A 22,894-nucleotide genomic window follows, 5' to 3' on the forward strand; every position below is an offset into this window, starting at 1 on the left:
GAATAAAATCCATCACACACATTGTCAGTTGTGGGTGATGGGCGTGCGCAGGGCTGACAAACCGGTGGACCCGTTACCGAAAAAGACCGGCAGGCACAAGGCCTCCCCACGCACACCCACCATAGATCAGCAGGCATAAAAAAACGCGTCTCCGCGTTTCAGCGGTACAAGTCACACTCGCAGTTGTCAGGCTGCGGCACTGGATTTTGCCAGTGCGTTTTTTAAATTACGCCGCTCGTGGTGGGTTGTCAATTTGTTGTTTCTGGTTCATGAGATTAAAGCCAACCTATCTCTGTAAAGACTTGATTAATCAAAATCGACAAAGCCAAAGCTCCGAGCAGTAAAGGCAACCATCCCTCCAAGATGGAAACTCGTATTTTTTGGCTGTGAATACATTGCCAAAAATGGCGACCGAAGTGTTCCATAGCTTTATCGACCCGTTCTTGATAAGGGTTGTGTTCCGTAATTCTTCTAAGGCTATCTTGGACAGTACCAACTTTGTATTTCAAATCATCAAGCCTAGAACCTAGAGTGCTAGAGCTTTCATTTACTTTTTTTAACTGTTCTTCAGCTAGAGATTTTGAGAACTTGCTTACTTCAGATGCAGCAGTAATAAACACTTCATTATTATATTTAACTATTTGTTCCATCTGTTTCCACCAAGGATATATCGAGTAGTTCTCATTCAAATCTGGGACTTCTACATCAGTACCAATAGGCACACTCACCTTGTTTATGAACTTAATACCCTTAGTAGTCAGAATTAACTGCGTGTCATAAAAGTCAGTATATTTCCATGAAAAAGAAACCCAAAGGTAACTGATAATAAATAGTGCAGCCAAGTTGATATGAAAAACGGCATTAGCATCATCAGCGAAATAATATTTCAAACGTTCGGGGTTAATTTCCAAACCAGTGAAATAGCTAAATATCACTATCGAAGAAATTAACAGCAAATTACGGCGGGTATGCAGCAAATCTGTTGGTTGATCACCAATAAAAGGTTCTTGAGAAACCTTTCTTAATTTCTCTCGTTTGGATTCTGATTTATTAACATCCCCTTGGCCAGTTTGCTTTGTTTCACCTTCTTCCATTTTCCGACTTTCCTTGTGAGTGACATACCGTGATTGTATGCCCTCTCCTAGTCTGGATCATCCTTATCTTTCTCTGCATGAATGCGGTTGTAGATTTCTTCTCTATGCACTTCGATATCTTCGGGTGCATCAATGCCAATACGGATTTGGTTGCCTTTGACACCTAAAACGTGAACTTTAACATCGTCATCAATGATGAGGCTTTCGCCGATTCTTCTTGTGAGTATGAGCATAACTAACGTCTCCTTGTTGGGTTATTGGCGCTCGAAAATCCAACAGCGTATCGATTTTCTGAGCAGTTTTGAGTGCGTTGTTTCATTCTTTTTGTATTTTGGTTTTTTGCTGCCGGGTAATTTACGGCGAAGTTCTTTGTTATCTATGATGGGCAGGTCGTGCAGCTTGCATTGTTGGTGAAAGTGTTCGAGGTTAACGGCGATTGATGTGTCTGGTGTGACACTGTGATTGAGCTGGTGTTCTTCATCGATGTGTTTTCCTTCGGGTAGTTCACGGACGCGGGTGTCCATGTAGTCAAACTGCGCCCAGAATTGCTGGACGATGGGGTGGTCTTCATTAAGTGAGTCTTGTCTGGTTTCGGCCATGGTTTCTATCAGGGTTTTGGCTTCTTCCATGACGGTGGTTGGGATGTCGGGTAAGACGGCTTTTAAGCAGTCGAGTAAAGCGAGTAGCTTGGCGTGGTTTTCAACGATACGTTGTAGCTTTACTTTGTCGTTGGCCATGAGTTTGTCACGGTAAAAGCTGAGCTTGGTTTTAAAGGTGTCTAGCACGTTGGCTTCTTGCTTTAAGGCGTGAATGAGAAAGGCGCTGCATTCGTTGGGCGACATCATGTTGAGTTTGTCTGAAGATTGTCTACCCGCCGGTGAGTGGTGGCTGCGGTCAAACTCTAAGTGCACAATACGGCTGGTGATGGCTTCTGAGGCATTAACGGGGATGTTTTGCACTATCATGAGGCCCGCTTTAAAACGTGGCTTTTTGGTGCTGTTGTCTTGCGACTTGATGCCGGTGACTCGGCCAAACTCGCCGTCGAACAGGTCTTTTTGTTCATCCCAGTTGAAGCGTTTTAGGTGGTGGTCTGCAGCGACTTGTTCGTTGTCTGTTTCATTAAACACAACGGGAAGGTTGCTGACTTCGGCCATTTTACGGGTACGGCCGGGTAAAGTACTGGCATTGGGGTTGAATGATTCGCCTTCTTTGCCGAGCAGCTTCCAGAGAAAGTCGACCATGTCGGATTTACCACTGCCCGCTTCACCGACGACTTCCATAAAGGGATAGGAACGGGAGAGTTGGCGGATTTGTTCTACATATAAACAACCGAACCACCATGATAAGGCGACGACGCCTTTAACACTAAAGGCTTGAATGTAGTCGTCTAGCCATTTGGGGTTGTATGTTGTGTTAATGGTTTGTTTGATATCGACCATCGTTTTCACACCTATTTTTTTGAGTTGGAAGAAGGATTCATCATTCAGCTCGATGAGCTTGCCTTGATACACGGCGTAGTCATTAAACACGTAGGCTTTGGTTTCTTTGTCGTAACCAATAAAGTCGAGCGTGCGGACGACTTTGGGGATGTGGGTCATCCAGGCGCGATAGAGTTTGTCCATGTCTGATTGGTTGCCGACAAACTGAGCGCCGGGGGCTTTGTGCATGGCGGCTTTTTTAAAGTCACCTGCAGTGGATAGCGTTTTGCCTGTGAATGGGAGCTGTTGTTCATCTGAGCCATTACCGAAACGCAGGCGAAGGAAGTATTGGCCGTCTTCGCCATTGTCTGGCTGCTGGAAGTAGAGAAAGTGCATGGTAAAGGTGGCGATTTCTCGTATTTTGGCGGCTTGGTTAAAGGCATGGCTATCGGCTTCTGAAAGTTGGTGTTGGTTGGCCTGTTCCCTACTTTCTTTGATTTGTTCTTCTGTCATGTGGTCGTTATCCAGCTTGGCCATGCCGGACCAGTACATGGATTGGCCTTTTTTATAGACAGTTTGGTCTACGTTGGCGGCATAGGTGCGGTTTCGGTAGGTGAAGATGAAGTAATCCTGCGACCGGTGCTGATAGATAAGCTGAGCTTTTTCGCGGTAGGTAGTCGCCATTTCTAAACTACCGAGATAGCGATATTCGTCCATGTCTTTGTCGGTGAGACGGTTGGCTTTGTAGAGGTCGTTCCAGTCTTTTTTTGACTCGCCGGCACTGGTCATAACGGCGCTGACTTTTTCGCCCATGTCTCGCAGGCGTTCGGCGTGTTTGGTGAGAAACTTTCGGCCTGTTTTGTCATTATCAAGGGCGATCACCCAGGTGATGTTTTTGCCCAGGTAAGGTTGAATGGCTTTTTCTGGGAACATGCCAGATGTCATGATGGCCACGGCTTTATGGCCAGCAACATTGAGTGACATGGCGTCGATAATGCCTTCACACCAGAAGACTTCGTCACCGGGCTCTATGGTGACACTTGACGGTTTCCACCATAGGCCTTTAAAGAAGCCTTTGAAGTGTTTGTTACGGGTGGTGGTTTCCCCTTCTTCATCGGTGATGTGGACGTTTTCTACAAAGCGTTCCCACATGATGGTTTTGTTGTTATCGAGAAAAAAACGGACGGTGGCAGTGCCTTTATCCGCCCCTTTGCACCAGAAGTTGCCTTGTTCGTACCAGCCTTTTATCTCATTAAGATTAAAACCACGTAGTAGCGACATGTAGGCGTCTGCTGTGGCGTTGGGGTTTTCTTGGGTGGCTTGGTATTTGTCGTTGAGCTTTTCAAATAGCTCGGGGAATAGTTCTTTTGTGGTGGCGGTGAAGTCACATTTATTTGAGCGGTTACATTGGATGCGGCCTGGTCGATCTAACCAGGTCCATAATTCTTTTTTCTGACACTCTGGGCAGCGGCCTCTGAGATATTGGCCGTCTTCTTTCATATCAAACTCGGCCTTTAATAGCTCGATAATTTGCGGATTGAGATCGTAATGCGGCATGGGTGAGATCCGTTCGGGGTGGTTCATGGGTATTGTCTGGCTGTGCGTAACACACGGCTGGTGACACGGACTGTTCTTACTGGTCTGGGTGCACGTGGGCCACGACGCATATCAATATGGCCGGCGGTGATGTTGGTCATCACTAATACCAGTAGTAGCTTTTTGAGCAGGCTATGTGGCTCTCTAAATTCGAGCCTGACCATATTGAGAGCGATGGCTGTGCTGACAATTTCAGCCTGATTTCTGGCTTCGAGCTTATAGGCGATGCTTTCAACTTGTCGGTTAATCGTACTGCGTGAACGGAAGCGTTTTTGTTCGGCTATTTCTATGCGGGTGTAGCCCTCACATAGGTAACCGAGCGTGATGGCTTCGGTTTTACTCAGTGGCCCTTTATCAATAACAACAGCGTGTAGCTTCTTCATTTTGGGTTTCAACACCAATTTTATGGTGTTAGCTTGCTTGAGATACTTTAGTCAGGCTGGGAATACGGCCTCTATCAACAATTTCATTGCCGACGATACGAGCGCCATATTTTTCTTGAAGGGCTGTATTTACTAGCTGTCTCATGACAAGCGTGAACTCACTATTTTCGGCTCTTACGATGTCGTCTATCAGGTTTCGGATGGGTGCATAGTGGCGAAAACCACACTGGGCTAAAGACTTTGATTTGGCGTCATTCATGATGAAACTCCTATATAATCCACGTTATCGGGGGATAACAAGCGATGACAGAGAAAACAGTAACGCCTGAAAAAGGGCTTGGCAACAAAAAGAGTGGTGAAATTTTAAGGCTCCAACTTGTAATGACCAAGTTAAACCTGAAACCAATTGATTTAGCTGAGAAAACTGGCGTCTCAGAAAGAACAATAAAACACAGTCTTTACGATGAGATTCCAATTGGCGCGAAACTTTTGCGCGAAATGAACCTTAAATTAGGCGTTTCTATCGATTGGTTAATTAATGGTATTGGCAGTATGTTCTGTGATACTTCAGCCATAGGTGTTTCTGAAATACCGGCGGTCTATAACAGCAATGATCCACGCATGAATAGAATCATGGATGCTATTGATAACTGGATGGCTCAGGCTTCAGAAGATGAAAAGACCTGGCTTGAATTAGATATACGACAACGACTCATTAAAAACTGGCCTCCCTTAGGAGAATGATATGGATATCAGAGATTCACTCTATGCGGCTTTCGAAAAAGTCCCAACCGACGATCGCATTTTACTTATAGATAGCTTCGCTATGGCGTGCTGGGTTCATCGACAAGGTGAAACAGAAGCTGCGGTGAAGTTAATTCGTACACTACTAAAACGTGTGGGTGAGCTTTCAAACGCCCCTCAAACAAAACTTATTTCTAAGGTATTAAGCGAACTACCAGGTAATGAAGAAATGCTGGCCAATTCGGTCTCTTCTCGCCTTGAGTTTAGAAAGATGTTTAAGAGCAAATAAGTCCAGATTTAGGAAAGGCCCTCGGAAAAGTGTATTTTGTGAAAGGCCTTTAGAAAACGCCTCTGAAAGCTAGCTATATCAACACTTTCCAAAATTACACAAAACGTAAGATTTGCGTAAGATTACCGTAAGGTCATTTTCAATAAAACACAGAAAAGTGTTGTGTATTTAATAAGTTACGCGTCTTTTAAAAACGTAATGAAAACGTAAGATTAGTGCAAGATTTCAGTGTAAGGGCCTTACGGTAATCTAACGCTAATCTTACGGTAAATTTTATCTAGATATTGTTTATATATTACTGATTTTAAAGCGCTAACAGTGCAAGGCAATCAAAACCTTTCACAAAATACACTTTTCCGATGGCCTTTCCAGATTTGAAGACATTCTTTGCCTAATCACCCCCTATTTTGCTAAATGGAATGATTAAGTGTCTGTAACAAAACAAAAAAATGGAAAATGGCTGTGCTTGGTAAACAGGAAAGGTCTGAAGCGAGTAAGAAAGCAGTTTAATACTGAGGCAGAGGCATTACAGTTTGAACGAGAATACATAGTCGGGATTAAGCAGCTACCGATAAAAATTACTGATCCAAGGACTCTGCTAGAGCTGATTAATATCTGGTATAAATATCACGGTATAACCCTGGCTCAGAAAGAAAAGCTGTTGAACCAACTGAAAACTGCAGCCGTTGAAATGGGCAATCCTATTGGCCACATGCTGACACCAGAAATGATGGTTAAATACAGATACAAACGTCTGTATGAAGATAACCCTCCACTCTCAGAGAAAACATTTAACAATATCCATAGTGCTATATCTGCTGTTTACAACACATTAAGAAAGCTGCGTGTCATTAATTATGAAAATCCTATAAAGGACCTGGATAAGCTTCGGCTTCAGGAACGACAGCTGACCTATTTATCAGAAAAACAGATCAAGGACCTGCTCGAATCAATAAAAACAGGCTGTCAAAATCCTTCAACCTGGTATGTGGCCAATATTTGCTTAAGAACGGGGGCTCGCTGGGGTGAAGCTATGTTTTTAACAAGAAAGCAGTTACACGGGAAAAACCTGATCACTTTTGAAAAAACAAAAGGGAAGAAAACTCGCAGCCTCCCGCTGGATGAAACTTTCTACAATGATCTACTAGATTTCTGCCGCCTGTGTGAGCCGTCAGAGCGAATTTTTACGAATTGCTACTCATCATTCAGGAAAGCAGTGAAAAGAGCTGATATCACCCTTCCCAAAGGTCAGCTATCGCATGTATTAAGACACAGCTTTGCAAGCCACTTCATGATTAACAATGGCAATATCATCACGCTGCAAAATATCCTTGGTCACACTGATATAAAAATGACAATGAGATATGCACACCTATCACCATCTCATTTCCGCGATGTCATCGAATTGAATCCATTAGCCAATTTATAGTGGCTGTAAAATGGCTGTAAAAAGTCCAAAAACAGCCAATTAATGAAAAATGGTTGTATTAATTAAGTGAGTAAAGCCAGAAACAAAAAAGCCTGTAAACTCTCATTTATAAAGGGTTTACAGGCTTTTTTATAGTGGAATAAATCGTTTTATTTACTGATTAAATTGGTCGGGACAGAAGGATTTGAACCTTCGACCCCTTGCACCCCATGCAAGTGCGCTACCAGGCTGCGCCATGCCCCGACGATTTTTGTGTCAACCTATAGATTGCTTGAGACAGCCAGATTGACGAGGTCGCTATATTAGCAAAGCCCGGCCTGAAAAAACAGGCCGGACACTCGCTTTTTTACTTTTAAACGTGCTTTTCAGCTAAAGCCTGCCATGTACTCACAACAGTATCCGGATTCAGAGAGATACTGCTAATGCCACGTTCTAATAACCACTCTGCAAGATCTTCATGATCTGAAGGTCCTTGACCACAAATACCGACGTATTTATCCGCTTTTTTACACGCGGTAATGGCCATATCCAGCATCTTCAATACAGCAGGATTACGTTCATCAAATGAACCCGCTACTAATGCTGAGTCACGATCCAAGCCCAGTGTTAACTGAGTCATATCATTTGAACCGATTGAGAAACCATCGAAGAACTCAAGGAATTCATCTGCCATCACAGCATTTGAAGGTAACTCACACATCATGATTAGACGCAGACCATTTTTGCCACGCTCCAGTCCGTTTTCTTTTAGTAAGTTAACGACTGACTCAGCTTCGTCTAATGTACGAACAAATGGAATCATCAATTCAACATTAGTTAAGCCCATTTCATCACGAACGCGCTTCATTGCTTCAATTTCAAGTTTGAAGCATTCAGCAAAATCGTCTGATGAATAACGCGATGCACCGCGGAAACCGATCATTGGGTTTTCTTCTTCAGGCTCAAATAATGTACCGCCAATCAGATTGGCGTATTCATTTGATTTGAAGTCTGACATACGCACGATGACTGTCTCAGGATAGAATGCAGCAGCAATGGTTGAGACACCCTCTGCAATACGGCTTATATAGAATTCTACTGGGTCGCCATAAGCAGTTGTACGTTCTTTAATCGCTTGTTTAACTTCACCTTCCATCTCATCTGCATTCATCAATGCTTTTGGATGAATACCGATCATATTGTTGATGATGAATTCCAAACGAGCCAGACCGACACCTTTGTTTGGTAATTGTGCAAAGCTAAATGCACGGTCAGGGTTACCAACGTTCATCATAATCTTGACTGGCAACTCAGGCATATTATCGAGTTCTTCTACGCGATGTTCGAATTCGAGCAAGCCAGCATAGATATTACCTTCATCACCCTCAGCACAAGAGACAGTGACTTCTGTGCCTTCTTTAATGGTTTCAGTCGCATCGCCACAGCCTACAACAGCAGGAATACCTAATTCGCGAGCGATGATAGCCGCGTGGCATGTACGACCACCACGGTTAGTGATAATCGCAGAAGCACGTTTCATGATAGGTTCCCAATCTGGATCTGTCATGTCTGTTAACAGAACGTCACCTTCTTGGAATTTATTCATTTGATCGAGACTGTTTAGTAAACGCACTTTGCCTTGACCAATTTTGCTGCCAATAGCGCGGCCAACAGAAAGTAATTCACCTTCTTGTTTCAGAACGAATGTTTCACGAACGTTTTTCTTGGTACGACTTTGCACTGTTTCAGGACGCGCCTGAACAATATAAATTCGGCCATCATTACCATCTTTAGCCCATTCCACATCCATAGGACGCTTATAATGTTTCTCAATGGTGACAACCATTTTCGCTAAAGACTCAACTTCTTTGTCAGTTAAGCAGAAATGTAAGCGTTCTTCTGCATCAACATCCACCGTTTTCACCGGAGATGAAGCATCCCCAGAGTAAATCATTTTAATGGCTTTATGACCGACTGTACGACGTAAAACTGATGGACGACCGGCTTCTAGAGTATTTTTATGAACATAGAACTCGTCAGGGTTGACAGCACCTTGCACCACCATTTCGCCCAGGCCATAACTACCAGTAACGAAGACAACATCACGGAAGCCACTTTCTGTATCAAGAGAAAACGCAACACCGGCACTTGCAATATCAGAACGCACCATTTTTTGGATGCCAGCAGATAAAGCGACTTCACTATGATCAAAGCCTTGGTGGTCACGATACGCAATAGCACGATCATTAAATAATGATGCAAACACTTCACGAATCGCTTTTTTGATGTTTGCTAAGCCTGAAACGTTAAGAAATGTTTCTTGTTGTCCCGCGAAAGAAGCATCAGGTAAATCTTCTGCCGTTGCTGATGAACGCACAGCAAAGCTTGCTTCAGGACCGTATTCTTTTTCCAGCGCGGCATAAGCTTCGTCTATCGCTTTTTCCATCGCTTCTGGATAAGGAATAGTCATAATCCAATCACGGATTTCCTGACCTGTTTTTTGCAAAGCAGTGACGTCATCGACATCCAGCTCACGCAAGCGTTCATTGATTTTACTCTGGAGTCCATCGTGCAGAAGAAACTCCCGGTAAGCATCCGCTGTTGTGGCAAAGCCACCTGGGACATCGACTCCTAGAGGGGCGAGATTTTGCAGCATTTCACCTAATGAGGCGTTTTTACCACCTACTCTGCCGACATCCTCCATGCATAGCTTATCCAGAGAGATAACATATTCCGACATAGTTATAACTACCTTGCTTTTATAGATTTATTAAACATTAAAACCGACTCTCTTACTCGCTCCCGGCCCAAGCCCAGTGCACGTACTACACGGCTTGAGATTTCTTCGATTGAAGTATCGGTTGTTTCGAAAACGGCAATTCCCGCTTTATCGAACATAGATTGTGCTTGTGTCAATTCTGCCTGACAAATTTCCAGAGAGGCGTATTCACTCCCGGGCCGGCGTTGGCGTCTGATACGACTTAATGGTACGGGCTTAATTGTTAGCCCGACCAGTTTATCAATATTATCCAATAAACACTGAGGTAATTCATCTGAAGACAAGTCTTCTGGCGTCAAAGGATAGTTCGCCACTTTGAGTGAAAAGTTCATTGCCAGATAAAGACTTGTAGGGGTCTTACCACAACGTGACACACCAGCAAGAATCACATCGGCATCATTATAATGATCGGGTCTGACACCATCATCATGCGTCAGAGCGAAGTCAATGGCGTCTAATCTGCGCTGGTATGTGGTATCGCTAAATGCAATTCGCGAGACACCTTGTTTATGTGATGACTCAACACCAAAGAAACTTTCCAATGAGCCAATATAACTGTGAAACAAACTAATAACACAAGCGTTGGCGCTCTCGATAATGTATTGCTCATCATCATGCACTAAAGTGCTAAAAACAACGGGTTTGAGATTAGACTCTAAGCTGGTTTCGTTTATTTTCTCTCTGGCCTGTAATGCTTTTTCTGGGGTGTCTACAAAGGCCAGTGTGATGGTTTCGAACTCGAGATCAGGAAATTGAGCCAACAAGCACTTTCCATAAGATTCGGCAGTAAGTCCGGTGCGGTCTGATACAAAGAACACTTTCCGTATTTGTTCAGAATATTGTAGTTCTGTTTCTGTCATGTGTTAATCATGTGCCGAAATACAGGAATTGATCAACAAAAATTTTGCGTTAAGACAAAACACTGTTTACTCAATTCAGACCATACCGTATTTACTCGTCATATCAAAAAGACCTGTGGGATCATTTTCAAAACGAAAATACGGCAACCAAAACCGTGAATAATCGCATCTTTTTAAACTAAAAACCAGACTTAATCGATATATTATACTTTTGACAATCAGACACTTTATGATAACTGGCCCGAGGGAAAGGGCCTATCTAGGATAGATATATAAATGAGTACCTTGATTCATCCCAATGATGCGCTTGTCAATGAAGAGGCACCACTTCCAGTGATACCGGTATGTGAACACTTTGCAGGTAACCGTCACACACTACTCAAAGCCTTTGCGATTCAAGCTGAGTATGGCCCTGTTTTCGACATAACTTGTGATTGCGAAGATGGTGCAGCAACGGGGACAGAAATTTCCCACGCCAATATGATTGTTGAGCTTCTCAATAGCGAACATAACATCCATAAAATGGCAGGTGTGCGTATCCATGGGTTCAATGAGCCTGTCTGGAAACAGGAAGTCGATATTTTATTATCTGGGGCAAGAGATCTCATTCGTTACATAACACTTCCCAAGGCGCAGGATGCGACTCAAGTTGAGATGATGCTTGAATACATCCAGCTAGCCTCACAGAAATATAGCCTTCAGCAACCGCTGCCAATACATGTTTTGATTGAAACCCATGGCGCCTTAGGTGATGTCAACAAGATTGCCATGATGGAGCCAGTTGAAGTGCTCGACTTTGGCATTATGGACTACATCAGTGCTCATCAGAGTGTGATAACGGATGAAGCGATGCGGAGCCCTCTACAGTTCGAACATGCGTTAATCGTAAAAGCAAAAACTGAGATTATCAGTGCAGCGATAACCTCTGGTTGTATTGCCTCACATAATGTCACCTTAGCGATTAAAGATTATCAACAAACCTACAATGATGCCTATCGAGCCCGCCATCAGTTCGGCTTTATGAGGATGTGGAGTGTTCACCCTGCTCAGATCAAACCTATTATAGGGGCTATGAGTCCTAACCCACAGCAGCTCCAACTAGCCAGTGAGGTTTTACTATCAGCGCAACAACACAACTGGGCACCTATTCAGCTGAACGGAAAACTGTATGACAAAGCTTCGTATCGTTATTACTGGCAACAAATTCAACAGGCCTATTTAGCTGGTATTCCTCTCGAAAAACCTGTGCAACAACAGTTTTTTAGTCAGAATAATTGCACACCATGAGGACTACATTAGATAGCTAGATATGAAATTAACCATACATTATTCTTGTCATGCTATTAACAAGTTAAATACCCACAATACAGACTAGCCAAAAATCATTCAGTTAAATAAAAAAGCCCGTACAAGAACTTTGTACGGGCTTTTTTATTTGAAAAGAATGAATGAGAAATTAGTTTAAAAACGTTCTTAAATCTTCAAGTTCTTTCAGCAACTCTTTTACGAGCTGTTTTTGATCAGTTTGATTATCAGCAGATGCACTCGCTTTTGCATCGGTTCCCAATTGCTGTCTGGCACCACCGATGGTGAAGCCTTGCTCATATAACAAGCCACGAATCTCACGAATCAACACAACATCATGACGCTGGTAATAACGACGATTACCTCGACGTTTAACCGGTTTAAGTTGTGAAAATTCTTGTTCCCAGTACCGAAGAACGTGAGGTTTTACACCACACAACTCACTGACCTCACCAATCGTAAAATAGCGTTTCGCCGGTATTACAGGGAGTTCGTTGTTGTTACTTGCTTCCAGCATAATTGTCCACCCTTGCCTTCAGTTTTTGTCCGGGTCTGAACGTGACCACGCGACGGGCTGTTATTGGGATTTCTTCACCAGTTTTTGGGTTACGACCTGGTCTTTCACTTTTATCTCTTAATTCAAAATTACCGAACCCAGATAACTTTACTTGTTCACCTTTTTCTAATGCCGTACGAATTTCTTCAAAAAACATTTCAACTAATTCTTTTGCTTCACGTTTGTTGAAACCTAATTCATCGTACAACTGTTCTGTCATATCGGCCTTAGTCAGTGCCATGTCTACCTCAAATTAATTCTTATTGTTTATTAAGCGATGTTAAGATCTTATCGTTGCATTAAGCTTTTGCGACAGGGTTTCTGTCACAGTTTTAAGCAATGAGTCGACTTCATCGTCTGTTAATGTTCGCTCTTTGTGCTGGAGTGTAAAGGCCACTGCCAAGCTTTTCTTGCCAAGCTCGACTCCTTCTCCACTATACACGTCAAATAATTGAAATGACTTAAGAATATCAGAATCGATCTCACTCAAGCAATCTTCAATTTGACCAGCATTGACAGCATCATCCACCAAAAGAGCCAAATCACGACGCAATGCTGGGAATTTTGACAGTGTCTCAAACTCGGGAACGACAGAATCAACGACATCATTCAGGCTTAACTCGAAAACGTAGACCTTCCCATCAATATCCAGTGATTTGTTTAGTTTTGGATGGATAGCGCCTAGCCAACCAATAGCTTCATCGTTCTTATAGACACGTGCAGATTGGCCTGGATGTAATGCTGGATGAGATTCTTTCTCGAATCTTACTTGACCACCACCCAGAGCAAGCAATGCTTCCACATCAGCTTTGATGTCGAAAAAGTCCACTTCACGTGGTTTCTGCGACCACTGTTCGGCATAATTACTGCCGTATATTAAACCACCAATTTGACGCGGTTGTGCAATATCATTCAAAGTACCTTTGAAGACACGTCCTACCTCAAATAGACGAATCCGATCATGCTGTCGATTAGCATTATAAACCATTGCCTGTACCAGGCCGGGCCAGAGTGATGTTCTCATCACAGAAAGATCAGACGAAATGGGGTTGGCCAATTTTATCGGTGCTGAGTCGTCTTGTGCGAGTAACTGCTGGATTTTAGGCTCAACGAAACTATAGGTCACAGCTTCATGATAACCACGGTCAACCATGAGGTTTTGCAACCGCTCAACCGGTGTCAATGTCTCCGTAATATTAGTTGTTAAAACGGTTCCCTGCGGACGAGTATTAGGCAAATTATCGTAGCCATACAAGCGGCCTAACTCTTCGATTAAATCCACTTCGATTGAGAGATCAAAACGAAAAGAAGGGACTGATACCTGCCAGCCATCGTCAACGACATCAACAGCCAAACCTAATCTTGTTAATTGTTCAGCCACTGTTTTACCGTCCAGTTCAAGGCCAAGCACTCGTTTGATTCTGTCAGAACGAAGATGAATCGTTGCTGTTTTCGGTAAATCTTTCTCGCTAGATGCTTCAACAACAGGGCCAGCTTCACCACCCACAATTTCAAGCAATAAAGATGTTGCACGATTCATAGCCTTGCTAGCTAATTCTGGATCCACCCCTCGTTCAAAGCGATGTGATGAATCTGTATGCAAACCATAGCTTCGCGCTTTACCAGCAATAGCTTCTGGTGCAAAGAAAGCTGACTCTAGGAACAGAGAGGTGGTGAGTGAACTCACTGAAGAGTCTTGCCCACCCATAACACCAGCTAAGGCTATTGGCTTTTCAGCATCACAAATCAATAAGGTATCTGCTTGCGTATCGATTGTTTGGCCGTCTAACAGGGTCAGCTTTTCACTCTGTTTAGATAAACGCACATTAATTGATTGTTCAATCTTACCCAAATCAAAGGCATGCATAGGCTGCCCTAATTCGAGCATGACATAGTTGGTCACATCAACCACAGGTCCCAAACTTCTTAACCCACTGCGGCGGAGCTTCTCTTGCATCCACACAGGTGTTTCTGCTGCTGGATTAATATTTTCGATGATGCGTCCCAGATATCGTGGGCAGGCAGTAGTAGCTTCAACTTTAACATCCAAAATTTTGGAAGAGGTTGCGCTGACAGGCTCAGATGCGACAGCGTTGATATCTTCTGAAGTCAGTACACCGACTTCACGTGCTACACCCGCGACACTTAAGCAATCACTACGATTGGGTGTGAGATCAATATCGATTGCCTTATCATCTAAATCCAAATAAACACGAAAATCTTCACCAACAGGTGCATCATCAGCAAGCTCCATCAAACCATCAGCAGATTCCGCCAAGCCTAATTCTTTTGATGAACACAACATACCAAACGATGGCACACCACGCAGTTTGGCTTGTTTAATTTTAAAGTTACCAGGTAAAACAGCACCGATGACCGCAACAGGTATTTTCAATCCTTCGCGAACATTACTTGCACCACAAACAATATCCAGTAACGCTTCACCACCCACATTAACTTTTGTGAGACGTAACTTATCGGCATCCGGATGCGGTGTGACAGAGGTCACTTGCCCCACAACGACGCCTGAAAACTCGCCTGCCACAGCTTCTACGGCATCAACTTCGAGACCAGCACCAGTGAGTTTATCAACTAATGCATCTGTATCAAGTGCAGGGTTTACCCACTCTCTTAACCATTTTTCACTAAACTTCATTGTCTTATCTCGTCGCTTAACTGAATTGTTTCAGGAAACGTAAATCGTTTTCGAAGAACATACGTAAGTCATTGACGCCGTATCGCAGCATCGCCATACGTTCGACACCGAGACCAAACGCAAAGCCAAGATACTTTTCACTATCAATGTTGACGTGTTTGAATACATTCGGATGAACCATGCCGCAGCCAAGTATTTCAATCCAACCGGTATGACTACATACGCGACAACCTTCTCCACCGCAGATTACGCACTCGATATCTGCTTCAGCTGAAGGTTCGGTGAACGGAAAATACGAAGGACGAAAACGTACTTTTAATGGTTTTTCAAAGAATGCTTGCAGAAAGTCTGACAAGATACCTTTCAGATCAGTAAAACTGATATTTTCATCCACCATCAACCCTTCAATCTGATGAAACATCGGTGTGTGGGTTAAGTCTGAGTCGCAACGATACACTCTGCCCGGGGCAATCAGACGTAAAGGTGGCTGTTCTTCTTCCATCACACGGATTTGCACCGGTGAGGTATGTGTTCTTAATAATTTATCTGCGTCAAAATAAAATGTGTCATGCATAGCACGAGCAGGGTGATGCTCAGGAATATTAAGCGCAGTAAAGTTATGATGACCATCTTCGATTTCGGGGCCTTCCGCCACATCAAAACCAATATTCTTAAAGTAACGTTCTATACGCTGTAGTGTACGAGTGACGGGATGTAAACCACCCACCTCGCTGTTGCGACCAGGTAAAGTCACATCAACAGTTTCTGCTGCTAAAGCAGCTTCCATTGCAATTTCAGCTAGTGCTTTATTTCTGGCATCGATGAGCGCTGACACATCTTGTTTAGCTATATTTACCGACTTACCAATAATAGGTCGCTCTTCAACGCCCACATTGGCTAATCCTTTCAGATAAGCCGTGATTTTGCCTTTCTTACCCAAAAACTCAACGCGAACGTTATCCAAAGCCCGATTATCATTCGCTTCTGCAATTGCTGCTTTCGCAGACTCAACAATGTCGTTTAAAGCTTCTAACTGTGTGTCCAGTTCAGCCATTATTACCCCCACCTGAGGAACAATATTCAGAAACAAAAAAGGGCCGTTTTGGCGGCCCTTTTCTACTTACATGCAAACACGTAGGTTTAATCAATAAACCGACGATATTAGTTTGCCAGTGCAGCTTTCGCTTTTTCTGCAAGTGCAGCAAATGCAGCTTCATCATGTACAGCGATATCGGCCAACACTTTACGATCGATTTCGATAGAAGCTTTTTTCAGACCATCGATCATTCTGCTGTAAGACAATCCACACTCACGTGCAGCAGCATTGATACGTGCAATCCATAAAGTACGGAAATTACGTTTTTTCTGACGACGGTCACGATAAGCATATTGACCTGCTTTGGTGACTGCTTGGACAGCTACGCGGTATACGTTCTTACGACGACCGTAATACCCTTTTGCTTGGTCAAGAACTTTTTTATGGCGAGCACGTGCTGTGACGCCGCGTTTTACTCTAGGCATTAGAAAACTCCCTCAATTACAGGTTTGGCAACATTTTACGAACTGACATGTGATCTGCTTTACAGATTGTCAGAGTAGAACGTAATTGACGTTTACGCTTAGTGCTTTTTTTGGTCAGGATATGACTAGTGAAAGCTTGTGAGCGCTTGAATTTTCCACTACCAGTGCGTTTAAAACGCTTAGCAGCACCACTATGGTTTTTTAATTTAGGCATTGAATTAACAACTCCGCATTGAAAGTTTATATAGTTATTTTTTACTGTTTGGAGCCAAAACCATAATCATTTGACGCCCTTCTTTCTTAGGTCGTTGTTCAACGCTAGACAGTTCTTTAAGATCTTCTGCAACTCGTTCAAGTAGTTTAAGACCCAAGTCCTGATGCGCCATTTCACGTCCACGAAATCGGAGGCTGACTTTAGTTTTGTTCCCGCTTTCTAGGAAACGTATCAGGTTGCGTAGTTTTACCTGATAATCCCCTTCTTCTGTTCCAGGTCGGAATTTAACTTCCTTCACCTGAATTTGTTTTTGTTTTTTCTTAGCTAGCGCTTTCTGCTTGCCTTCTTCAAACAAAAACTTGCCGTAATCCATGATACGGCATACTGGTGGACTCGCTTGTGGCGCGATTTCCACCAAATCCAGATCAGCTTGTTCGGCTCGTTCTAACGCGTCTTTCAGCGTAACGATGCCCACTTGCTCACCATTAGAATCTGTTAATCGTACTTCTTTGGCTGTGATTTCTCCATTCAGCCTTTTTTGATCTGTAGCGATGTTCTAATCCTCTATAATTATTCGACCGCGACTCGCAACATCTTTCTGTAGCAAGCCAACAAAGTCCTCAAGTTGCATTGCACCTAGGTCTTCGCCTTTTCGAGTGCGTACTGCCACGGCATTATTTTCTGCTTCACGCTCACCCACCACAATCAAGTAGGGGACGCGACGTAAAGTGTGCTCGCGTATTTTAAAGCCAATCTTCTCGTTTCTCAAGTCCGAATCGACTCTAAATCCTTGTTTCTGCAAATTGTTGGTGATATTTCTGACATATTCAGATTGTTTATCACTGATTCCCATCACCACCACTTGCTTAGGTGCAAGCCATGTTGGGAAGGCGCCAGCATACTCTTCTATTAAGATACCGATGAATCTTTCTAAAGAACCAAGTATTGCCCTGTGCAGCATAACTGGCACTTGTTTACTGCCATCATCTGCGACATATGTCGCATCCAGACGACCAGGCATTGAGAAGTCAACCTGAATAGTACCGCACTGCCACACACGGCCAAGACAATCTTTTAATGAGAATTCAATCTTTGGTCCGTAGAATGCGCCTTCACCTGGCTGTAGGTCCCAGTCTAATTCTGCGGCATTTAATGCCTGTTCTAGGGCATGTTCAGCCTTGTCCCATACCTCATCGCTCCCTACTCTACTTTCAGGACGAGTCGATAATTTAACGATGATTTCATTGAACCCGAAGTCGGCATAAACCTCGTGTAATAAATCAATAAAAGTGGCGACCTCTGACTGAATTTGATCTTCAGTACAGAAAATATGCGCATCATCTTGGGTAAATCCGCGTAAACGCATCAGGCCATGTAAAGTACCTGACGGTTCGTTGCGATGACATGAACCAAATTCAGCCATACGTAGTGGCAAATCTCTGTAGCTTTTCAGACCTTGATTAAAAATCTGAATATGACAAGGACAGTTCATTGGTTTGACGGCATAGTCACGATTTTCTGAATGGGTACTGAAAATCATATCGCCAAATTTATCCCAGTGACCTGATTTTTCCCACAAAGTGCGATCGACAACCTGAGGTGTGCGCACTTCCTGATAACCATTATTGCGTAACACGTCACGAATATAGTTTTCGACAACACGATAAATCTGCCAACCATTATCGTGCCAGAAGATCATGCCTGTGGCTTCTTCCTGCAAATGGAATAGATCAAGATTCTTAGCGATTTTACGATGGTCACGCTTTTCAGCTTCTTCCAGACGATGTAAATAAGCCTTAAGGGCTTTTTTATCTTGCCAGGCAGTACCGTATACCCGTTGTAACATTTCGTTATCAGAGTTACCACGCCAGTATGCACCCGCCAATTTCATCAATTTGAAGGCTTTTAACTTACCTGTGCTTGGTACGTGAGGACCACGACATAAATCGACAAAATCACCTTGGCGATAGATAGATAAAGTCTCGCCTTGCGGAATATCTTCCAGGATTTCAGCTTTATAGATTTCACCCATATCACGGAATAACTCGATACCCGCATCACGAGAGATTTCTTCACGAACCACTGGAAGATCTTGCTTCACGATCTCTTCCATACGCTTCTGGATCTTAGCTAAATCATCCGGCGTAAACGCTTCTTTATATGAGAAATCATAATAGAAGCCATCTTCAATCACCGGACCGATGGTGACTTGTGCTTCAGGATAGAGCTGTTTTACAGCCTGAGCCATTAGATGTGATGTAGAGTGACGGATGACATCCAGACCATCTTCATCACGCTCAGTAATGATGGCTACCTCAGCATCCTGTTCAATGACGAATGACGTATCAACCAGCTTGCCATCAACTTTACCGGCTAATGCAGCACGGGCTAAGCCAGTACCAATATCAGCGGCAACATCATGGATAGACACGGGATGATCGAATTGGCGTTGAGAGCCGTCGGGAAGTGTTACTGAAATCATATGAAGTCCTGGTTGTGGCCGATACAAAGGGCCTTAAAAACCAAAAAAGCGCCTAAGCGCTTTTGAATATCTGGTAGGCACGAGTGGATTCGAACCACCGACCCCCACCATGTCAAGGTGGTGCTCTAACCAACTGAGCTACGTGCCTGCCGTGAAGCTGCGAAATTATACGCAGCTACTGACAGATTGCAAGCCCTTTAAACAGCGGCCGGACCCAAGGCTATCTTCCTTAGATGTTCCAAGTCATCACGTAGCTTGGCAGCCTCTTCAAATTCAAGGTTTTGCGCATGTTTGTACATGGCGTTTTCTATCTGCTGAATTCGTTTAGCCAGTTGCTGTGGCGTGAGTGAGACATACTTGGCCTGCTCTTCAGCGACTTCTGCGGCATATTTATCATTGGCTGGTTTGGACATAGCCTCATCCATGCCCATTCGAATCGCTTTTTTTATGCCCTGTGGCGTAATGCCATGTTCTTCGTTAAAGGCAATCTGTTTTTCCCGACGACGATCAGTCTCATCAATCGCGCGCTTCATAGAGCCCGTGATTTCATCGGCATATAAAATAGCTCGACCATTCAGGTTTCTTGCTGCACGACCTATTGTTTGAATAAGAGAGCGATCACTGCGAAGGAAACCTTCTTTATCAGCGTCCAGTATTGCTACTAATGAGACTTCCGGTATATCCAAACCTTCTCGTAGTAGGTTAATACCGATTAGCACATCAAATTCACCCAGCCGTAAGTCACGAATAATTTCTACCCGCTCTACGGTATCGATATCAGAATGTAAGTAACGCACTTTTACATTGTGCTCACGTAGATACTCGGTCAGATCTTCTGCCATGCGTTTGGTTAACGTGGTAATTAATACGCGCTCTCCAATAGCAGCACGCTTGTTAATTTCAGATAAGACATCATCGACTTGTGTCCCAACAGGCCGAATTTCGACTTGTGGATCGACCAGTCCTGTTGGCCTAACCACTTGTTCGACGATGGTGCTGGAGTGTTCATTTTCGTATTTACCCGGTGTCGCCGAAACAAAAATCGTTTGTGGGGCTAACTTCTCCCATTCTTCAAACATCAAAGGCCGATTATCCAATGCAGAAGGAAGTCGAAAACCGTAGTTGACCAAGGTCTCTTTTCTAGAGCGGTCGCCTTTATACATCGCACCTATCTGCGGCACCATCACGTGACTTTCATCGATCACCAGAATCGCATCGTCAGGCAAGTAATCAAATAAGGTTGGCGGTGCTTCCCCCGGCCCACGTCCAGATAAATGGCGGGAATAGTTTTCAATGCCGTTGCAATATCCCAGCTCCAGCAACATCTCGATATCAAAGCGGGTGCGTTGTTCTAAACGTTGTGCTTCGACCAGCTTATTGTCAGCATTGAGATGTTCGAGTCGTTCTTTTAACTCTTCTTTGATGGCATCGACGGCTTTTAAGAGGTTATCGCGTGGTGTGACATAGTGCGTTTTCGGGTAAATGGTAATGCGGTTCACCCGCTGTAGAATTTCACCTGTCAGAGGATCGAAGTAGCTGATTTGTTCGACTTCATCATCGAATAACTCAACTCTTACTGCATCACGCTCAGATTCTGCCGGGAAGATATCAATGACCTCCCCTCTCACCCGATAAGTACCTCGATGCAATTCGACATCGTTACGGCTGTATTGCAACTCGGTCAAACGTCGCAGAATATCCCGCTGACTGATGACATCACCCTGAACCAGATGTAACACCATCTCAAGATATGCATCTTTTTCACCCAAACCATAGATACAGGACACACTTGATACGATAATCGCATCACGTCTTTCCAACATAGCTTTGGTTGCCGACAAGCGCATCTGTTCGATCTGCTCGTTGACCGACGCATCCTTATCAATAAAAGTATCTGAGGATGGTACGTACGCTTCCGGCTGGTAATAATCGTAATAAGAGACAAAATATTCCACCGCATTATTGGGGAAGAAATCTTTCATCTCACTGTATAATTGCGCGGCCAGGGTCTTATTAGGGGCCAGAACCATCATCGGCCGCCCCAGAGCTTGCGCAACATTGGCAATGGTAAACGTTTTACCAGAACCTGTTACCCCAAGCAGGGTTTGCCACATTTCACCGTTTTCCAAGCCTTCAATCAAAGTCTTGATTGCAGTTGGTTGATCCCCGGCAGGAGAAAATTCGCTGACTAGCTGAAAATGTTTACTCATACGTCTTTAGCATCGATTATGTTTGGCGTATATTATTGAGATATTTATCAATTTACCGTGTTAAATGAAGGAAAGATTTTGACTATCAAGCTCTCCCAACGTGTTCAAAACATCAAACCGTCTCCGACTTTGGCAATCACAGCACGCGCTGCGGCGCTGAGAGCCGAGGGCAAAGATGTTATTGGTCTGGGTGCAGGCGAACCCGACTTCGATACTCCTGAACACATCAAACAAGCTGCCATTGAAGCTATCCACAGCGGCAAAACAAAATACACGCCCGTAGATGGCACAGCAGATTTGAAAGATGCCATCATCAAAAAGTTCTCAAGAGATAATGGGCTCGAGTATGCCGCGAATCAAGTCCTAGTTTCCGTCGGTGGTAAACAAAGCTTTTTCAACTTGGCTCAAGCCTTCATTGAAGCAGGTGATGAGGTCATCATCCCCGCACCATACTGGGTATCATACCCGGATATGACACTGCTTGCTGACGGCGTACCCGTAATTATCAAAGCCGGTCAGGAAAATCAGTTCAAAATCACACCAGAACAATTAGAAGCGGCGATCACAGATAAAACCAAACTGTTCGTTATCAATAGCCCATCTAACCCAACTGGCATGGCTTACAGTCTGAAAGAGCTGGAAGCACTAGGTGAAGTGTTACGCAAACATCCAAACATTTTTATCGCCACTGATGATATGTATGAACATATCTACTGGGCTGACGAACCGTTCTGCAATATTTTGAATGCCTGCCCAGATCTACATGATAGAACACTGGTTATGAATGGCGTTTCCAAAGCGTATTCAATGACTGGCTGGCGTATTGGTTATGCAGCTGGCCCAGCACCATTAATTGCTGCAATGAAAAAAGTACAGTCGCAAAGCACATCCAACCCAGCATCTATCTCACAAGCAGCAGCCGTAGAAGCATTGAACGGTGATCAGTCATGCATTAAAACCATGTTAGCTGAGTTCAAAAAACGTCATGACTATGTCGTTTCTGAATTAAACAAAATGCCTGGCGTGGATTCATTAGAAACAGACGGTACGTTTTATGTTTTCCCAAGCATCGCCGGTGTATTGGAAAACAAAACTGAACTGAAGGACGATATGGATTTTGCCGAAGCCCTATTAGTAGAAAAAGGCGTAGCTGTTGTGCCTGGTTCTGCGTTCGGATTGAAAAACCACATTCGTCTTTCAATCGCGACCAGCGAAGAAAACCTTCGTAACGCACTGATTCGTATTGCTGAATTTATTGCATAAAAAATTATTCAAATTTAGGCTTGACCTATACAGGTCAAGCCACTAGAATAGCCATCTTTCTGTTCCCCGATAGCTCAGTTGGTAGAGCAAATTACTGTTAATCATTGGGTCGCAGG

The 22,894-nt window shown here is 43.8% G+C and carries 21 protein-coding genes and 2 tRNA genes; 5 read left to right on the top strand and 18 right to left on the bottom strand.

What is annotated here, in order from left to right; translation table 11 throughout:
* Nucleotides 1–275: 275 nt before the first annotated feature.
* The 5 genes from B3V56_RS07005 to B3V56_RS07025 are packed head-to-tail and all read right to left on the bottom strand — an operon-like array spanning nucleotide 276 to nucleotide 4,750.
* Nucleotides 276–1,094: a hypothetical protein gene (locus B3V56_RS07005; protein WP_289284100.1), complete on the bottom strand. Its 819-nt coding sequence runs from the start codon at nucleotides 1,092–1,094 to the stop codon at nucleotides 276–278.
* A 47-nt stretch (nucleotides 1,095–1,141) separates the two neighbouring features.
* Nucleotides 1,142–1,327 (bottom strand): carbon storage regulator CsrA, encoded by a 186-nt coding sequence (gene csrA / locus B3V56_RS07010; RefSeq protein WP_289284101.1) that lies wholly within the window; start codon nucleotides 1,325–1,327, stop codon nucleotides 1,142–1,144.
* Nucleotides 1,328–1,348: 21 nt separating this feature from the next.
* On the bottom strand, nucleotides 1,349–4,069 hold the full coding sequence (locus B3V56_RS07015; protein ID WP_289284102.1) for a toprim domain-containing protein: 2,721 nt from the start codon (nucleotides 4,067–4,069) through the stop codon (nucleotides 1,349–1,351).
* 23 nt (nucleotides 4,070–4,092) lie between these two features.
* Nucleotides 4,093–4,491 carry a LuxR C-terminal-related transcriptional regulator gene (locus tag B3V56_RS07020; RefSeq protein WP_289284103.1) on the bottom strand — a complete coding sequence of 133 codons (399 nt, stop codon included), beginning with the start codon at nucleotides 4,489–4,491 and terminating at the stop codon, nucleotides 4,093–4,095.
* A 28-nt stretch (nucleotides 4,492–4,519) separates the two neighbouring features.
* Entirely contained in the window at nucleotides 4,520–4,750 is a 231-nt protein-coding gene (locus B3V56_RS07025; protein WP_289284104.1) for a hypothetical protein, read from the bottom strand.
* Nucleotides 4,751–4,794: 44 nt separating this feature from the next.
* Between B3V56_RS07025 and B3V56_RS07030 the strand changes: the two genes are divergently transcribed.
* The 3 genes from B3V56_RS07030 (at nucleotide 4,795) to B3V56_RS07040 (ending at nucleotide 6,953) form a co-directional block, all read left to right on the top strand.
* Nucleotides 4,795–5,235 (top strand): helix-turn-helix domain-containing protein, encoded by a 441-nt coding sequence (locus B3V56_RS07030; protein WP_289284105.1) that lies wholly within the window; start codon nucleotides 4,795–4,797, stop codon nucleotides 5,233–5,235.
* Nucleotide 5,236: 1 nt separating this feature from the next.
* Complete coding sequence (locus tag B3V56_RS07035) at nucleotides 5,237–5,524, top strand: hypothetical protein (RefSeq protein ID WP_289284106.1); 288 nt, start codon at nucleotides 5,237–5,239, stop codon at nucleotides 5,522–5,524.
* Nucleotides 5,525–5,951: 427 nt separating this feature from the next.
* Nucleotides 5,952–6,953 carry a phage integrase gene (locus tag B3V56_RS07040; protein ID WP_289285068.1) on the top strand — a complete coding sequence of 334 codons (1,002 nt, stop codon included), beginning with the start codon at nucleotides 5,952–5,954 and terminating at the stop codon, nucleotides 6,951–6,953.
* A gap of 166 nt (nucleotides 6,954–7,119) precedes the next feature.
* Here B3V56_RS07040 and B3V56_RS07045 read toward each other — a convergent pair.
* The 3 genes from B3V56_RS07045 to B3V56_RS07055 all read right to left on the bottom strand — a co-directional run bounded on the left by B3V56_RS07045 (nucleotide 7,120) and on the right by B3V56_RS07055 (nucleotide 10,571).
* Nucleotides 7,120–7,196: transfer RNA gene (locus B3V56_RS07045), tRNA-Pro, on the bottom strand.
* A 109-nt stretch (nucleotides 7,197–7,305) separates the two neighbouring features.
* Nucleotides 7,306–9,672: a phosphoenolpyruvate synthase gene (gene ppsA / locus B3V56_RS07050; protein WP_289282961.1), complete on the bottom strand. Its 2,367-nt coding sequence runs from the start codon at nucleotides 9,670–9,672 to the stop codon at nucleotides 7,306–7,308.
* 8 nt (nucleotides 9,673–9,680) lie between these two features.
* Nucleotides 9,681–10,571: a pyruvate, water dikinase regulatory protein gene (locus B3V56_RS07055; RefSeq protein ID WP_286305086.1), complete on the bottom strand. Its 891-nt coding sequence runs from the start codon at nucleotides 10,569–10,571 to the stop codon at nucleotides 9,681–9,683.
* Between the two features lie 276 nt (nucleotides 10,572–10,847).
* Here B3V56_RS07055 and B3V56_RS07060 point away from each other — a divergent pair, with 276 nt between their 5' ends.
* Nucleotides 10,848–11,858, top strand: a complete 1,011-nt coding sequence (locus B3V56_RS07060) for an HpcH/HpaI aldolase/citrate lyase family protein (RefSeq protein WP_289284108.1) — start codon at nucleotides 10,848–10,850, stop codon at nucleotides 11,856–11,858.
* A 169-nt stretch (nucleotides 11,859–12,027) separates the two neighbouring features.
* Here the strand turns inward: B3V56_RS07060 and B3V56_RS07065 are convergent, their stop codons facing one another.
* The 10 genes from B3V56_RS07065 to uvrB form a co-directional block, all read right to left on the bottom strand.
* The gene (locus B3V56_RS07065) at nucleotides 12,028–12,393 is read right to left on the bottom strand and encodes a MerR family transcriptional regulator (protein ID WP_286305088.1); all 366 of its coding nucleotides are present in this window, start codon (nucleotides 12,391–12,393) and stop codon (nucleotides 12,028–12,030) included.
* Complete coding sequence (gene ihfA, locus B3V56_RS07070) at nucleotides 12,377–12,673, bottom strand: integration host factor subunit alpha (protein ID WP_091711658.1); 297 nt, start codon at nucleotides 12,671–12,673, stop codon at nucleotides 12,377–12,379. Before ihfA ends, B3V56_RS07065 begins: the two co-directional genes overlap by 17 nt.
* 39 nt (nucleotides 12,674–12,712) lie before the next feature.
* Nucleotides 12,713–15,088: a phenylalanine--tRNA ligase subunit beta gene (gene pheT / locus B3V56_RS07075; RefSeq protein WP_289284109.1), complete on the bottom strand. Its 2,376-nt coding sequence runs from the start codon at nucleotides 15,086–15,088 to the stop codon at nucleotides 12,713–12,715.
* Nucleotides 15,089–15,104: 16 nt separating this feature from the next.
* Complete coding sequence (gene pheS / locus B3V56_RS07080) at nucleotides 15,105–16,142, bottom strand: phenylalanine--tRNA ligase subunit alpha (protein ID WP_286305090.1); 1,038 nt, start codon at nucleotides 16,140–16,142, stop codon at nucleotides 15,105–15,107.
* Nucleotides 16,143–16,249: 107 nt separating this feature from the next.
* Nucleotides 16,250–16,609: a 50S ribosomal protein L20 gene (gene rplT, locus B3V56_RS07085; protein WP_286305091.1), complete on the bottom strand. Its 360-nt coding sequence runs from the start codon at nucleotides 16,607–16,609 to the stop codon at nucleotides 16,250–16,252.
* Between the two features lie 16 nt (nucleotides 16,610–16,625).
* Nucleotides 16,626–16,823 (bottom strand): 50S ribosomal protein L35, encoded by a 198-nt coding sequence (rpmI, locus tag B3V56_RS07090; RefSeq protein WP_007145589.1) that lies wholly within the window; start codon nucleotides 16,821–16,823, stop codon nucleotides 16,626–16,628.
* 34 nt (nucleotides 16,824–16,857) lie between these two features.
* Nucleotides 16,858–17,376: a translation initiation factor IF-3 gene (gene infC, locus B3V56_RS07095; RefSeq protein ID WP_289245000.1), complete on the bottom strand. Its 519-nt coding sequence runs from the start codon at nucleotides 17,374–17,376 to the stop codon at nucleotides 16,858–16,860.
* A gap of 3 nt (nucleotides 17,377–17,379) precedes the next feature.
* Entirely contained in the window at nucleotides 17,380–19,305 is a 1,926-nt protein-coding gene (gene thrS, locus B3V56_RS07100; protein ID WP_286305092.1) for a threonine--tRNA ligase, read from the bottom strand.
* Nucleotides 19,306–19,376: 71 nt separating this feature from the next.
* Nucleotides 19,377–19,453, bottom strand: a tRNA-Val gene (locus tag B3V56_RS07105).
* Between the two features lie 49 nt (nucleotides 19,454–19,502).
* The gene (gene uvrB, locus B3V56_RS07110) at nucleotides 19,503–21,515 is read right to left on the bottom strand and encodes an excinuclease ABC subunit UvrB (protein WP_289284110.1); all 2,013 of its coding nucleotides are present in this window, start codon (nucleotides 21,513–21,515) and stop codon (nucleotides 19,503–19,505) included.
* Between the two features lie 78 nt (nucleotides 21,516–21,593).
* Between uvrB and B3V56_RS07115 the strand changes: the two genes are divergently transcribed.
* Nucleotides 21,594–22,778 carry a pyridoxal phosphate-dependent aminotransferase gene (locus B3V56_RS07115; protein ID WP_289281818.1) on the top strand — a complete coding sequence of 395 codons (1,185 nt, stop codon included), beginning with the start codon at nucleotides 21,594–21,596 and terminating at the stop codon, nucleotides 22,776–22,778.
* The last annotated feature ends 116 nt before the right edge of the window (nucleotides 22,779–22,894 follow it).

Origin of the sequence: Methylophaga sp. UBA2513 (genome assembly GCF_002341285.1) — a bacterium.
Lineage (GTDB): Bacteria > Pseudomonadota > Gammaproteobacteria > Nitrosococcales > Methylophagaceae > Methylophaga > Methylophaga marina.

Excerpts from the sequence above, each read along its gene's own strand:
- B3V56_RS07005 (WP_289284100.1), bottom strand. The coding sequence starts at position 1,094 with ATGGAAGAAGGTGAAACAAAGCAAACTGGCCAAGGGGATGTTAATAAA.
- csrA (WP_289284101.1), bottom strand. The coding sequence starts at position 1,327 with ATGCTCATACTCACAAGAAGAATCGGCGAAAGCCTCATCATTGATGAC.
- B3V56_RS07015 (WP_289284102.1), bottom strand. The coding sequence starts at position 4,069 with ATGCCGCATTACGATCTCAATCCGCAAATTATCGAGCTATTAAAGGCC.
- B3V56_RS07020 (WP_289284103.1), bottom strand. The coding sequence starts at position 4,491 with ATGAAGAAGCTACACGCTGTTGTTATTGATAAAGGGCCACTGAGTAAA.
- B3V56_RS07025 (WP_289284104.1), bottom strand. The coding sequence starts at position 4,750 with ATGAATGACGCCAAATCAAAGTCTTTAGCCCAGTGTGGTTTTCGCCAC.
- B3V56_RS07030 (WP_289284105.1), top strand. The coding sequence starts at position 4,795 with ATGACAGAGAAAACAGTAACGCCTGAAAAAGGGCTTGGCAACAAAAAG.
- B3V56_RS07035 (WP_289284106.1), top strand. The coding sequence starts at position 5,237 with ATGGATATCAGAGATTCACTCTATGCGGCTTTCGAAAAAGTCCCAACC.
- ppsA (WP_289282961.1), bottom strand. The coding sequence starts at position 9,672 with ATGTCGGAATATGTTATCTCTCTGGATAAGCTATGCATGGAGGATGTC.
- B3V56_RS07055 (WP_286305086.1), bottom strand. The coding sequence starts at position 10,571 with ATGACAGAAACAGAACTACAATATTCTGAACAAATACGGAAAGTGTTC.
- B3V56_RS07060 (WP_289284108.1), top strand. The coding sequence starts at position 10,848 with ATGAGTACCTTGATTCATCCCAATGATGCGCTTGTCAATGAAGAGGCA.
- B3V56_RS07065 (WP_286305088.1), bottom strand. The coding sequence starts at position 12,393 with ATGCTGGAAGCAAGTAACAACAACGAACTCCCTGTAATACCGGCGAAA.
- ihfA (WP_091711658.1), bottom strand. The coding sequence starts at position 12,673 with ATGGCACTGACTAAGGCCGATATGACAGAACAGTTGTACGATGAATTA.
- pheT (WP_289284109.1), bottom strand. The coding sequence starts at position 15,088 with ATGAAGTTTAGTGAAAAATGGTTAAGAGAGTGGGTAAACCCTGCACTT.
- pheS (WP_286305090.1), bottom strand. The coding sequence starts at position 16,142 with ATGGCTGAACTGGACACACAGTTAGAAGCTTTAAACGACATTGTTGAG.
- rplT (WP_286305091.1), bottom strand. The coding sequence starts at position 16,609 with ATGCCTAGAGTAAAACGCGGCGTCACAGCACGTGCTCGCCATAAAAAA.
- rpmI (WP_007145589.1), bottom strand. The coding sequence starts at position 16,823 with ATGCCTAAATTAAAAAACCATAGTGGTGCTGCTAAGCGTTTTAAACGC.
- thrS (WP_286305092.1), bottom strand. The coding sequence starts at position 19,305 with ATGATTTCAGTAACACTTCCCGACGGCTCTCAACGCCAATTCGATCAT.
- uvrB (WP_289284110.1), bottom strand. The coding sequence starts at position 21,515 with ATGAGTAAACATTTTCAGCTAGTCAGCGAATTTTCTCCTGCCGGGGAT.